Origin of the sequence: Stappia sp. (genome assembly GCF_040110915.1) — a bacterium.
In the GTDB taxonomy this organism is placed as follows: domain Bacteria; phylum Pseudomonadota; class Alphaproteobacteria; order Rhizobiales; family Stappiaceae; genus Stappia.
Map to the genome: position 1 here is coordinate 429,553 of NZ_CP157793.1, position 12,454 is coordinate 442,006.

Annotated in this window: 10 protein-coding genes; 8 read left to right on the plus strand and 2 right to left on the minus strand. The window is 68.6% G+C overall.

Annotated features, from left to right (window positions below):
- The first annotated feature begins 63 nt into the window (after nucleotides 1-63).
- The 3 genes from ABL312_RS01940 to ABL312_RS01950 all read left to right on the plus strand — a co-directional run bounded on the left by ABL312_RS01940 (nucleotide 64) and on the right by ABL312_RS01950 (nucleotide 2,229).
- The gene (locus ABL312_RS01940; protein WP_349359692.1) at nucleotides 64-990 is read left to right on the plus strand and encodes a uracil-DNA glycosylase; all 927 of its coding nucleotides are present in this window, start codon (nucleotides 64-66) and stop codon (nucleotides 988-990) included.
- Nucleotides 991-1,074: 84 nt separating this feature from the next.
- Nucleotides 1,075-1,959 carry a S49 family peptidase gene (locus tag ABL312_RS01945; protein ID WP_349359693.1) on the plus strand — a complete coding sequence of 295 codons (885 nt, stop codon included), beginning with the start codon at nucleotides 1,075-1,077 and terminating at the stop codon, nucleotides 1,957-1,959.
- Between the two features lie 84 nt (nucleotides 1,960-2,043).
- Complete coding sequence (locus ABL312_RS01950; protein WP_349359694.1) at nucleotides 2,044-2,229, plus strand: hypothetical protein; 186 nt, start codon at nucleotides 2,044-2,046, stop codon at nucleotides 2,227-2,229.
- A gap of 51 nt (nucleotides 2,230-2,280) precedes the next feature.
- Here ABL312_RS01950 and ABL312_RS01955 read toward each other — a convergent pair whose 3' ends face one another.
- Nucleotides 2,281-2,694, minus strand: a complete 414-nt coding sequence (locus ABL312_RS01955) for a helix-turn-helix domain-containing protein (RefSeq protein ID WP_349359695.1) — start codon at nucleotides 2,692-2,694, stop codon at nucleotides 2,281-2,283.
- Nucleotides 2,695-3,088: 394 nt separating this feature from the next.
- Here ABL312_RS01955 and ABL312_RS01960 point away from each other — a divergent pair, with 394 nt between their 5' ends.
- From ABL312_RS01960 to glyS, 4 genes are all read left to right on the plus strand, one after another.
- A complete protein-coding gene (locus ABL312_RS01960; RefSeq protein WP_374730195.1) occupies nucleotides 3,089-4,021 on the plus strand; it encodes a glycine--tRNA ligase subunit alpha in 933 nt (310 codons plus the stop codon).
- A 108-nt stretch (nucleotides 4,022-4,129) separates the two neighbouring features.
- Complete coding sequence (locus ABL312_RS01965) at nucleotides 4,130-4,687, plus strand: LemA family protein (RefSeq protein ID WP_349359697.1); 558 nt, start codon at nucleotides 4,130-4,132, stop codon at nucleotides 4,685-4,687.
- 11 nt (nucleotides 4,688-4,698) lie between these two features.
- Nucleotides 4,699-6,642, plus strand: a complete 1,944-nt coding sequence (locus ABL312_RS01970; protein ID WP_349359698.1) for a DUF2207 domain-containing protein — start codon at nucleotides 4,699-4,701, stop codon at nucleotides 6,640-6,642.
- 124 nt (nucleotides 6,643-6,766) lie between these two features.
- Nucleotides 6,767-8,845 (plus strand): glycine--tRNA ligase subunit beta, encoded by a 2,079-nt coding sequence (gene glyS / locus ABL312_RS01975; protein WP_349359699.1) that lies wholly within the window; start codon nucleotides 6,767-6,769, stop codon nucleotides 8,843-8,845.
- An 849-nt stretch (nucleotides 8,846-9,694) separates the two neighbouring features.
- Here glyS and ABL312_RS01980 read toward each other — a convergent pair.
- Nucleotides 9,695-10,936 carry an MFS transporter gene (locus ABL312_RS01980; protein WP_349359700.1) on the minus strand — a complete coding sequence of 414 codons (1,242 nt, stop codon included), beginning with the start codon at nucleotides 10,934-10,936 and terminating at the stop codon, nucleotides 9,695-9,697.
- Between the two features lie 363 nt (nucleotides 10,937-11,299).
- Here ABL312_RS01980 and nadA point away from each other — a divergent pair, with 363 nt between their 5' ends.
- On the plus strand, nucleotides 11,300-12,391 hold the full coding sequence (gene nadA / locus ABL312_RS01985; protein WP_349359701.1) for a quinolinate synthase NadA: 1,092 nt from the start codon (nucleotides 11,300-11,302) through the stop codon (nucleotides 12,389-12,391).
- The last annotated feature ends 63 nt before the right edge of the window (nucleotides 12,392-12,454 follow it).

Below are 12,454 nucleotides of genomic sequence, written 5' to 3' on the forward strand. Positions count from 1 at the left end.
GACCCGTCTCCGCCCTCACAGCCGCTTGCGACCCCGACCGCCGATCCGGTCGGGACGGATGGCGTGCCGCCCCTCGATGTCGGGCGCGTGCTCGCCGCGCTGTTCGATTTCCAGATCGCGGCGGGCGCGGATGCGTGGCTGGCGGAAGACCCGGTGGATGCCTTCGCCCTGTCGCAGGCAAGCCGGCAGGCAAAGGCGCCGCCCCAGATTTCGCCCCAGACGTCGCTCCAGACGTCGCCCCGGAGCGGATATCAGGCCCCCCATCCACCGACCCGGCAGACGCCGGAGGGGGCGCCCGTCGCGCCGCATGCCGCCCCGCCGCCGGTCGGCCCGCTGGAGCCGACGCATCATGCCGTCCTGCCCGATGACGAGGCGGTCGGCGCGGCGCGGGCGCTGGCCCGTCAGGCGCCGTCGCTGGAGGCGCTGCGTGAGGCGCTCGGTCAGTTCACCGGCTGCAATCTGCGCCTGACCGCCAAGTCGCTCGTCTTCGCCGACGGGTCGCCGGACGCCCGCGTGATGTTCATCGGCGAGGCGCCGGGGCGCGAGGAAGACCGTCAGGGCCTGCCCTTCGTCGGGCGTTCGGGGCAGTTGCTCGACCGCATGCTCGCCGCCATCGGGCTTGCGCGCGAGGCGGTCTATATCACCAATGTCGTGCCCTGGCGTCCGCCCGGCAACCGTACACCGAGCCCGCAGGAAACCGAGATCTGCAAGCCCTTCGTGCTGCGACAGATCGAACTGGTGGCGCCCGAGATCGTGGTGTTTCTCGGCGGCGCCTCGGCCAAGGCGCTGACCGAAACGAGCGAGGGCATCCTGCGCCTGCGCGGGCGCTGGCTCGAACTGCCGATGGCGTCGGGCCCGGTGAAGGCCATGGCGACGCTGCATCCGGCCTATCTGCTGCGCAACCCCGTTCAGAAACGCTTCGCCTGGCGCGATTTCCTGGCCGTGAAGGCGGCGCTGGCGGCGCCGGGCGGCGGCCCGCCGAACGGCTAGCGCGCGGCGGCGTCTTCCGTCGCCGGGCCGGTGATCCTATATCGCAGGGACAAGAGACCCCACCCCGCAGACAAGGAAATCCGCGTGTTCGAAGCTGTGCGAAAGTATCTCCCCGGCAAGCTCGGTCAGGTTCCGCCGGTCGTCCCGGTCGTGCGTCTTCAGGGCGCGGTGGGCATGTCGACCCCGCTGCGCCCCGGTCTGACGCTGGCAAGCGTCGCGCAGCCGCTGGACAAGGCCTTTGCCATGCCGGGCAAGGCGGTGGCGCTGATCGTCAATTCGCCGGGCGGCTCGCCGGTGCAGTCGCGGCTCATCCACGAGCGCATTCGCGCGCTGGCGAAGGAGCACGAGAAGGAAGTTCTCGTCTTCGTCGAGGATGTCGCTGCCTCTGGCGGCTACATGATCGCCATCGCCGGCGACGAGATCTATGCCGACCCCTCGTCGGTGGTCGGCTCCATCGGCGTCGTGTCGGCCGGCTTCGGCTTTCCCGAGGCGCTGGCGAAGCTCGGCATCGAGCGCCGCGTGCACACCGCCGGAGAGAGCAAGGCGATCCTCGACCCCTTCCGCCCCGAGCGGGAGGAGGACGTGCGCCATCTCAAGAGCCTCCAGCAGGAGGTGCACGAGAGTTTCATCGATCTGGTCAAGGCCCGGCGCGGCGACGTGCTGAGCGATGGGCCGGATCTTTTTTCCGGCCTGTTCTGGAGCGGAGCGCGGGCACGCGATCTCGGGTTGATCGATCAGCTCGGTGACCTGCGCGCCGTGGTGCGCGACCGCTTCGGCGACAAGGTCAAGACGCCGCTGATCACCGCACCCCGCTCGCTGTTCGGCCGGCGGCAGGGCGTGGGCGTCGATGCCGACATGCTGGCGCGTGCTTTTGGGGGCGGCCAAGGGGCTGGATTGGCGAGCGGATTGGCCGAGGAAACGCTGACCGCGCTGGAAGTCCGCGCGCTGTGGGCGCGCTATGGATTGTAACCGGGGCGCATGGCATGGTGCGGGGCGTCGCGCGAGCGAGAGCGCGTGCGGCCCGGCGACCGGACCGGCAAGGTGGAGGCGAGGATGGTGAATGTTCTGGGCGCTGCGGCGCTTGCGGTCGGCGGTTACCTTCTGATGCGCGCCGTGCGCCGGGAGATGGGCCGGGTCGAACGCCGCGTGTCGGAGGCCGCGCGCAAGGCCACCGACGGCAAGGCGGTCAAGACGCTGGAACGCGATCCCGAGACGGGGCGCTACCGCCCGAAGGATTGAGCGCGCCGCGGGAACGCCCGGTGCGGTGCCCCAGGTTCCGGGTGCGCGCCGTCAATGCTCCTTGTCGCACAGGCTGTGGTCGGCGAAGGATTGCAGCACGTAGCAGTCGCCGACCGTGTCCGCGTCGCATGTGCTCGTGATGCGTTTGAGTTCGCTCTCCAGGCGCCGAAGCCGGGCAATCCGGGCCCGGATTTCCGCCAGATGCGTTGCGGCAATGCGATGCGCGTCGGCGCAGGGCATCTCGGGATTTTCGCTCAGGCTCAACAACTCGCGGATGGCATCCAGCGGAAGGCCGAGATCGCGCGCGTGGCGGATGAAGGACAGCCGGTCGCGGGCCTGGGGCGGATAGCGGCGCTGGTTGCCGTTCGAGCGGGCGGGGGGATCGATGAGCCCCTGCTGCTCGTAGTAGCGGATGGTGGGCACCTTGACGCCGGTGGCCCTCGACAAGGCGCCGATGGACAGCATGACAACTCCCTTTGCGATCGCTTTGAACTCTATAGCTTCTGGAGATATGGAGTGCGAAAGGGGTTTGGGCAAGAGATTGGGGGCAAGAGACTGGGGGCCCGAGACCGGTAGCCGGGGGGCAGGGCGGCGTGCCGGCGTCGGGACCGGGAAACGGGGGCTGCCGGGAGAACCTTGCCGGACGCGGGCTGCCGGACGCGGGCTGCCGGACGCTGGCTGCCCGACGCGCCCTGCCTGACGCCCTTGCCTGATTGGCCTTGCTTGACGCCCCTTGCTTGACGGGGAAGGGCGATGATGGCACCTCTCGCCGCGTCGCGGCGCCGATCCCGGCGCCGCCCCGGTTTCCCAGTCAGCGGCAAGGACGCACGAGATGACCAGCGACGCGGTGCCCGCGCACATGCGCCCCGAAAATTCCTTTCAGGGCCTGATCCTGACGCTGCAACGCTTCTGGGCGGACCAGGGCTGCGTCGTGCTGCAGCCCTACGACATGGAAGTGGGCGCCGGCACCTTCCATCCGGCCACCACCCTGCGCTCGCTCGGTCCGCGCCCCTGGAAGGCGGCCTATGTGCAGCCCTCGCGCCGCCCGACCGACGGCCGCTACGGCGAAAACCCCAACAGGCTTCAGCACTACTACCAGTTTCAGGCGATCCTGAAGCCGTCGCCGGAAAACCTTCAGGAGCTCTATCTGCAAAGCCTCTACGCCATCGGCCTCGACCCGTCCGTGCACGACATCCGCTTCGTGGAGGACGACTGGGAAAGCCCGACGCTCGGCGCCTGGGGGCTTGGCTGGGAGTGCTGGTGCGACGGCATGGAGGTGTCGCAGTTCACCTACTTCCAGCAGGTCGCGGGCTTCGAGTGCTCGCCCGTGTCCGGTGAACTCACCTACGGGCTGGAACGCCTCGCCATGTACATCCAGGGCGTCGATAACGTCTACGACCTCAACTACAATGGCCGCGAGGGCGCGGAGAAGGTCACCTATGGCGACGTCTTCCTGCAGGCCGAGCAGGAGTATTCACGCCACAATTTCGAGCATGCCGACACGGAGATGCTGTTCCGCCACTTCAAGGACGCGGAAGACGAGTGCCGCCGCCTGCTCGACGCCGGCGCCAAGGCGCGCGAGGCCGCCGGCGCGGCCGTGCATCAGGTGGTCTTGCCGGCATACGACCAGTGCATCAAGGCGTCCCACGCCTTCAATCTGCTGGACGCGCGCGGCGTGATCTCCGTGACCGAGCGGCAGAGCTACATCCTGCGGGTGCGCGACCTCGCCAAGGCCTGCGGCGCCGCCTTCCTGGAAACCGAAGCGGGTGGGGTGGGGTACACGGCCGGCTGATTCAGGGTGGCGCTCCCCCGGTGACAGCGCCGCGCTCTCGCACTAACCTGCATTCCCATTCGCGACACCTGCGGCCACGTCCGTGGACCGCGCTCGGGGGCTGTGCACATGACGACGTGGATCGTGCTCGGGCTGATCGTTCTGGTCGGCCTTTACGTCATTTATCTCTACAATTCGCTGGTGAAGAAGCGGCAGATGGTGCGCGAGGGCTGGTCGGGCATCGACGTGCAACTCCAGCGCCGCTCCGATCTCATTCCCAATCTCGTGGAGACGGTGAAGGGCTACGCGACCCATGAGCGCGCCGCGCTCGAGGCCGTGACCGAGATGCGCGCGCGGGCCGCCGGGGTCGACCGTGACGACGTGGCTGGCCGGGCGCAGGCCGAGGACATGCTGACCCGGGCGCTGGGCAAGCTTTTCGCGGTGGCCGAGGCCTATCCCGACCTGAAGGCGAGCGACAATTTCCGCGAGCTTCAGGGCTCGCTGGAAGAGATCGAGCACGCCCTCCAGATGTCCCGGCGCTACTACAACGGCGCGGTGCGCGGGCTCAACGTGATGGTCGAGAGTTTTCCGTCGAACCTCGTCGCCGGCCAGTTCGGCTTCCGTCAGGCGGAGTATTTCGAGATCGAGGACCCGGAAGCCCGGGCCGTGCCCCAGGTGTCCTTCTGAGGGCGGCAGTCATGAGCGCGCGCGCCCCCTTCGTCGTTATCGCACTCGCCGTCGCGGCCCTCCTGTGTCTTGCCCAGCCGCTGCGGGCCGAAGAGCGCATCCATGCCTTCAACGCGACCATCGAGGTGGCGCGGGACGGCACGCTCACCGTCACCGAGACGATTAGCGTGCGCGCGGAGGGGCAGGCCATCCGCCGGGGCATCTATCGCGACATTCCGCTGGTCTTCGAAACCGCCGACGGCCGGCGCGCGCGGGCCGGCTTCGAACTGCTGGAGGTCAGCCGCGACGGCCAACCGGAGGGCTATCGCGTCAACACCAGCGGCGACGGCGTGCGCATCTACATCGGCCGCGAGGAGACCTTCCTGCGGGTTCCGGGCGACTACACCTATGTCATCCGCTACGAAACCACCCGCCAGATCCGCTTCTTCGACGATCACGACGAGGTGAACTGGAACGTCACGGGCAATCAATGGGCGTTTCCGATCGACAGGGCCGTCGCCCGCGTGGTGCTCCCCGACGGCGAAACCGCCGAGCGCTGGACGGCCTACACCGGGGGATACGGCGCGCGCGGCGATGCCTTCACCGCGCGCCCCGAGGACGGCGCCGCGAGCGTGCTCTTTTCGACGACGCGCGCGTTGGCTGCCGGCGAGGGGCTGACGGTGGTCGTTGCCCTGCCGAAGGGCGCGGTGGCCGAGCCGACGGCGGATGAAAAGGCGCTCTACTGGCTCTCCGATCATCGCGCCGAACTGCTTGCCGGTCTCGGCGGTCTTCTGGTGCTCGTCTATTACTTCGGCACGTGGTGGCTCGTCGGTCGCGATCCGCCGCGCGGCGTTGTCTTTCCCCGCTTCGCGCCGCCGAAGGGCGTGTCGCCGGCGCTCGCGGCCTATGTCCACGACAAGGGCTTCGGCGATGGCGGCTGGAAGGCGCTGTCCGCCGCCTGCCTCAACCTCGCGGTCCACGGCCATCTGCGGCTGGAGGATGTCGACGCCGATCTGACGCTGATCCGCAGCGCGGAGGCCTCCGCCAAACAGGCGGGCCTGCCGCATGGCGAGGCCGCTGTTCGAAAGTTCCTCGACAGCCGCGGCGCGCCGCTGACGCTCAACGAGGCGAACGGCACCTCGGTCAAGTCGCTGGGGAGCCGTTTCCGCAGCGCCATCGAAGACGAGAACCGCAACCGTTACTTCAAGGCCAACCGCCTCTATCTCGTTCCGGGCATCGCGCTGAGCGTGCTGACGATCTTCGCGCTGCTCGCCTTCGGCAACCTGAGCGAGGACGAGATCGTCCTGCTGGTGCCGATCGCGATGTTGACGGTCTTCGGGGTCATTGCCTCGGTGAACATCGGCCGCTCCTTGCGTCGCGCGCGCGGTCTGGGCGCGCGCATCGCGCTCGTCTTCGTGTTCTTCGCCTTCGTGGCCATGGGCATGGTATCCGGGGTGCTCACGGTGTTCGAGGCCGACGAGGGGCTTCCCTTCCTGCCGGCGGTCGCCGTCGGACTGCTGGCGGTCAATCTGCTGTTCTACTTTCTGCTCGGCGCCCCCACGGCGCTGGGGCGCGCGGTGATGGACGAGATCGACGGGCTGAAGATGTATCTCGAGGTCGCCGAGGAAGAGCGGATGAACATGGCCGGCCACCCCGAGATGAGCCCGTCGCATTTCGAGACGCTGTTGCCCTATGCGGTGGCGCTCGGTGTCGAGAAGCCGTGGAGCCGGGCGTTTCAGGCGTGGCTGGCGACGGCCGCCGGCGCGGCGGTCGCGGCGGGCTACGCGCCGACCTGGTATTCGGGCGGCCGCTTCGACATCGGTGACGTCGCCGGATCCCTCGGGGATACCGCCGGCGCCATGGCGGGAAGCTTCTCCTCCTCCGTGCCGGCGCCGAAATCGTCGAGTTCCGGATTTTCCGGCGGCGGCGGCTTCTCCGGCGGCGGGGGCGGTGGAGGCGGCGGCGGGGGTTGGTAGACGCTGCTCCGTGTCGCCCTGCCGCGCGCCAAGGGGTGACATTTCGCACGGCCCTTGCTAACGGGATCGCCAGACGCTGCAAGGCGCGCCCGCGCGCCGATCACCCGAACCTTCGAGACGCCCCATGCCCGATCTTCTCCTGGAGCTTTTCAGCGAGGAAATTCCCGCCCGCATGCAACGCAAGGCCGGCGAGGACCTGAAGACCCGCGTGACCAATGCGCTGGTCGACGCCGGGCTCACCTACGAGGGCGCCAAGGCCTTCGTCACGCCGCGCCGTCTGGCGCTGCAGATTGCCGGGCTGCCGGCCGGCTCCAAAGCCACGCGCGAGGAGCGAAAGGGCCCGCGCGTCGGTGCCCCGGACAAGGCGGTCGAGGGCTTTCTGCGCGGTGCGGGGCTGGCCTCCATCGAGGACGCCGAAATCCACACCGACCCGAAGAAGGGTGACTTCTACGTCGCGGTGATCGAGAAGCCGGGCCGCGCGACGCCGGAGATCGTCGCCGAGGTCATGCCGGCAATCGTGAAGGATTTCCCCTGGCCGAAATCCATGCGCTGGGGCACCGGCACCTTGCGCTGGGTGCGGCCGCTGCATTCCATCGTCGCCATGTTCGGCCCCGAAACCGAGGAGCCGGAAGTGGTGCTCTTCGAGGTCGACGGCATCGTCTCGGGCAGGACGACGCGCGGCCACCGCTTCCATGCGCCCGACGCCTTCGAGGTGCGCCGGCTCGACGACTACATGGACAAGCTGGAGAAGGCGAAGGTCGTGCTCGACGCCGACCGGCGCAAGGACATCATCGCTCATGACGCGCGCGACCGGGCGATGGCGCTCGGTCTCGAACTCGTGGAGGACGAGGGCCTGCTGGAAGAGGTCGCGGGACTGGTCGAATGGCCGGTGGTGCTGACCGGCAGCTTCGACGAGACCTTCCTGCAATTGCCCGACGAGGTGATCCGCCTGACGATCCGCGCGAACCAGAAGTGCTTCGTGCTCAGGGATCCGGCGACGGGCGCGCTGTCCAACCGCTTCGTCGCGGTCGCCAACATCGAGGCCCCGGACGGGGGCAAGACGATCATCGCCGGCAACGAGAAGGTCATCCGCGCGCGTCTCTCCGACGCCTGGTTCTTCTGGGAAACGGACCTCAAGGCGCCGCTGGAAAGCCGCCTGCCGAAGCTCGACGACGTGGTCTTCCACGAAAAGCTCGGCAGCCAGGGCGCGCGGGTCAACCGGCTCGAGGCGCTGGCCCGCACGCTGGCGCCGGCCGTCGGCGCGGATGTCGACAAGGCCGGCCGCGCCGCGCGTCTCGCCAAGGCCGATCTGCCGACGCAGATGGTCTACGAGTTCCCCGAGCTTCAGGGCCAGATCGGGCGCACCTACGCGGAGCTTCAGGGCGAGGATGCCTCCGTCGCAACGGCCATCGAGGACCACTACAAGCCGCAAGGCCCCTCCGACGACGTGCCGAGCGATCCCGTCGCCATTGCGGTGGCGCTCGCCGACAAGCTCGATCTCCTGACCGGCTTCTGGGCCATCGACGAGAAGCCGACCGGCTCCAAGGATCCCTTCGCGCTCAGACGGGCGGCGCTGGGCGTGCTCCGCATCGTTCTGGAGAACGGATTGCGGCTGCGCCTGCTGGATTGGTTCAAGGCCGCCAACGCGGCGATGGACGCGCAGGACGGGGCGCTCGCGCTCGACCTCCTCGCCTTCTTCGGCGACCGTCTGAAGGTCCATCTCAAGGACGAGGGCGCGCGCCATGACCTGATCGATGCGGTCTTCGCGCTCGAGGGTCAGGACGATCTCTTGATGGTGGTGAAGCGCGTCGAGGCGCTCGGTGCCTTTCTGGCGACCGACGACGGCTCGAACCTCTTGGCCGGCACCAAGCGCGCGGCCAACATCCTGCGCGCGGAGGAAAAGAAGGAGGGCGCGCCGATCGAGGGCGCGCCGCATGCCGACCATCTGGTCGAGCAGGCGGAGATCGATCTGGCGGCGGCCATCGACACGGCGCGCGCCGACATGCGCGACGCGCTGGCCCGGGAAGACTTCGAAGGCGCGATGACGGCGCTTGCCGGCCTGCGCGCGCCCGTCGACCGCTTCTTCGACGATATCCTGGTGAATGCCGAGGATGCCGATCTGCGGCTCAACCGTCTGCGGCTGCTCGCCGAAATCCGCGAGGCGACGCGCACGGTGGCGGATTTTTCCAAGATCGCGGGTTAAGCGCGCCGCCACACTCCGCGTCATCCCGGCCGCAGCGCAGCGGAGAGCCGGGATCCATTGGCAACCTCTGCGGTTCCGCGTGGGGCCGATGCGTCCGCGTTCCGGTATCTGCCGTGGACTCCGGCGATGTGGATTGGATCCCGGCTCGGGGGCCGGGATGACGTCGGTGAGTGAGGCTTGCGCCCGGCGTCACTCCGGCCGTAGCGCAACGGAGAGCCGGAAAGACGCCATCCGTCTCGCTGCGGTGGGTTTTTGCCACGCGGTGGGGGTGAAGCGTGCCGAAGGCACGGTGTCGGCCGTGTCCGTCTCCGCCTCGCCCCTGGCAAGCGGACCCGCCGCCACACTCCGCGTCATCCCGGCCGCAGCGCAGCGGAGAGCCGGGATCCATTGGCAACCTCTGCGGTTCCGCGTGGGGCCGATGCGTCCGCGTTCCGGTATCTGCCGTGGACTCCGGCGATGTGGATTGGATCCCGGCTCGGGGGCTGGGATGACGTCGGTGAGTGAGGCTTGCGCCCGGCGTCACTCCGGCCGTAGCGCAACGGAGAGCCGGAAAGACGCCATCCGTCTCGCTGCGGTGGGTTTTTGCCACGCGGTGGGGGTGAAGCGTGCCGAAGGCACGGTGTCGGCCGTGTCCGTCTCCGCCTCGCCCCTGGCAAGCGGACCCGCCGCCACACTCCGCGTCATCCCGGCCGCAGCGCAGCGGAGAGCCGGGATCCATTGGCAACCTCTGCGGTTCCGCGTGGGGCCGATGCGTCCGCGTTCCGGCATCTGCCGTCGACCCTGGCGACGTGGATTGGATCCCGGCTCGGGGGCCGGGATGACGTCGGTGGATGCGGCTCGTGCCCGGCGTCACTCCGCCGGCGTGCCGGCGAGCCGGGGCACCGGGCGTTCCTTGATCGGCCAGTGCACGAGGGCGGCGAAGACCCCGAGCGCGATGCCCGCCCACCAGATCGGGTCGTAGGAGCCGGTCTGGTCGTAGAGCCGTCCGCCGAGCCACACGCCGAGAAACGCGCCGACCTGGTGGGAGAAGAACACGAAGCCGAAGAGCGTCGCCATGTAGCGCGGGCCGAACATCACGGCCACGAGACCGGAGGTCGGCGGCACGGTCGACAGCCACAGGAAGCCCATGGTCGCGGCGAAGGCGAGCACGGCGAGCGGCGTCGGCGGCACTATCAGGAAGACGGCGATGGCCACCGCCCGACCGAGGTAGATCAGCGACAGGAAATAGGGCTTGGAATAGCGCCCGCCAATGTAGCCGGCGGCGAGCGCGCCGAAGATGTTGCAGAAACCGATCAGCGCGATGGCCACCGCGCCCCAGCTCGGGTCGAGCCCCAGATCCACGATATAGGGCGGCAGGTGCACGGTGATGAAGGCGACGTGAAAGCCGCAGACGAAAAAGCCGAAGGTCAGCAGCAGGAAACCGCGCGTGCCGAATGCTTCGGCCAGCGCCTCGCCGAGCGACTGGTCGGCCTCGCCGGCGTGGGCCGGCAGGGCCTGCGGCTTGCCCTTGAGCGCGACGGAGAGGAACGGCACCAGCGCGACGATGCCGGCCATGATGAGCAGCGTGGTCTGCCAGCCGAAGCCGTCGATCAGCGCCTGGCCGAGCGGGGCGAAGAGAAACTGGCCGAAGGAGCCCGCCGCCGTGCCGATGCCGAAGGCAATCGAGCGCTTTTCCGGCGTGACGCTGCGGCCGAAGGCGGCGAGCGCCAGCGAGAAGGAGGAAAAGGCGATGCCGAGCCCGACCATGACGCCCGCCGAGACATGCAGCCACAGCGGCGCCTCGACGTAAGCCATCAGCACCAGCCCGGCGATATAGACGAGCGCGCCGAGCGTGAGCGTGCGCGCGGTGCCGTAGCGGTCGGCGATCATGCCGGCGATGGGCTGTCCGGCGCCCCACATCAGGTTCTGGATGGCGAGCGCCAGCGAGAACACCTCGCGCGACCAGTCCCGCGCCTCGGTCATCGGCGTGAGGAACAGACCGAGCGCGGAGCGCGGGCCGAAGCCGATCAGCGCGATGAGACAGCCGCAGACGATGATCAGCGGCACATTGGGGCCGTCCCGAAAGCGGGCAGGGCGGGGGGAAGCGGTCATGAGGCAATTCCGGACGAGGGGCGTGTCAGTGCGCGGCGCGTACCGCATTGCGCATAAGATGCCGTGATCGACCGGGCAAGACCAATCAAATACTGTGATGGATGTTCGGGCACGTCCGGATCGGTCCCCGCTGTCCGTCTCCGGTGTCGCGCCTGCTGGCGGAGCGGCCGCAGAAAGAGTTTGGCAACCGGGGTCGGCGGGCCTATATATACGCACAACGAGCACAACCGTCGGCTAAGGCCGCGTTTTTTAAACGTCCGGTTATGCTCATAATGAGCATAAAGCGCCCCGCACAAGACGCGTGACGCTCAGGGTCGAGAGGGCCGCCTTCGGGCGCGCCCGGATCAGTCAAGGGAGGTCGTCATGACGACCACGCTTCTTTCTGCCGACACGCACGCCACCGCCACGCGGGCGCCGCGTCGCGACGCCACGGCCGCCGGCTTCGCCCCGGTCGAGCGTCCCGCGCTCGACTACACGCCGGAGATCGCCGCCGAGACCGCGCCGATCTACGAGAAGGTCAAGGACTTCGTGCCGGAGATCGAATGGCCGGTGCTGGCGCCGGTGATCCATGCGATCAACGTGCTGAAGAAAGAGCGCAACGCCGTCATCCTGGCGCATAACTACATGACGCCGGAGATCTTCCACGGCGTCGCCGACATCGTCGGCGACAGTCTGGCGCTCGCCAAGGAAGCGGCGAAGACCGATGCCGATGTGATCGTGCAGTGCGGCGTGCACTTCATGGCCGAGACGGCGAAGATCCTGAGCCCGGAGAAGACCGTGCTCATCCCGGACATGAAGGCGGGCTGTTCGCTCGCCGAATCGATCACCGCCGCCGACGTGCGCGGGCTTCGCGAGAAGCACCCGGGCGTGCCCATCGTCACCTATGTGAACACCTCGGCCGACGTGAAGGCGGAATGCGACATCTGCTGCACCTCGGCCAACGCGGTGCAGGTGGTGGAAAGCCTCGGCGCGCCGAAGGTGCTGCTCATTCCCGACCAGTATCTGGCGGCCAATGTCGCGCGCCAGACCGACGTGGAGATCCTCACCTGGGCCGGTGCCTGCGAGGTGCACGAGCGCTTCACGCCCGAGGAACTGCGCGAATATCGCGCCATCGAGCCGGACGTGAAGATCATCGCCCACCCCGAGTGCCCGCCCGAGGTGGTCGACGAGGCCGACTTCTCCGGCTCCACCGGCGGCATGATCGACTGGGTGAAGACCAATCTGCCGAAGAAGGTCATGCTGGTCACCGAGTGCTCGATGGCCGACAACATCGCCTCGGAAACGCCGGGCGTCGACTATGTGCGGCCCTGCAACCTGTGCCCGCACATGAAGCGCATCACGCTGTCGAAGATCCTGGATTCGCTGGTGGAGATGCGCGAGGAAGTGACGGTCGATCCCGAGATTGCCGCCCGCGCCCGCCAGTCCGTGGAGCGCATGATCCACCTGAAGAGCTGAGGCGCGTCGCGCTTTCCCCTGGCGCGCTCCCCTGTGCGCGCTCTTTCCTGCGCGCCCGGGCCA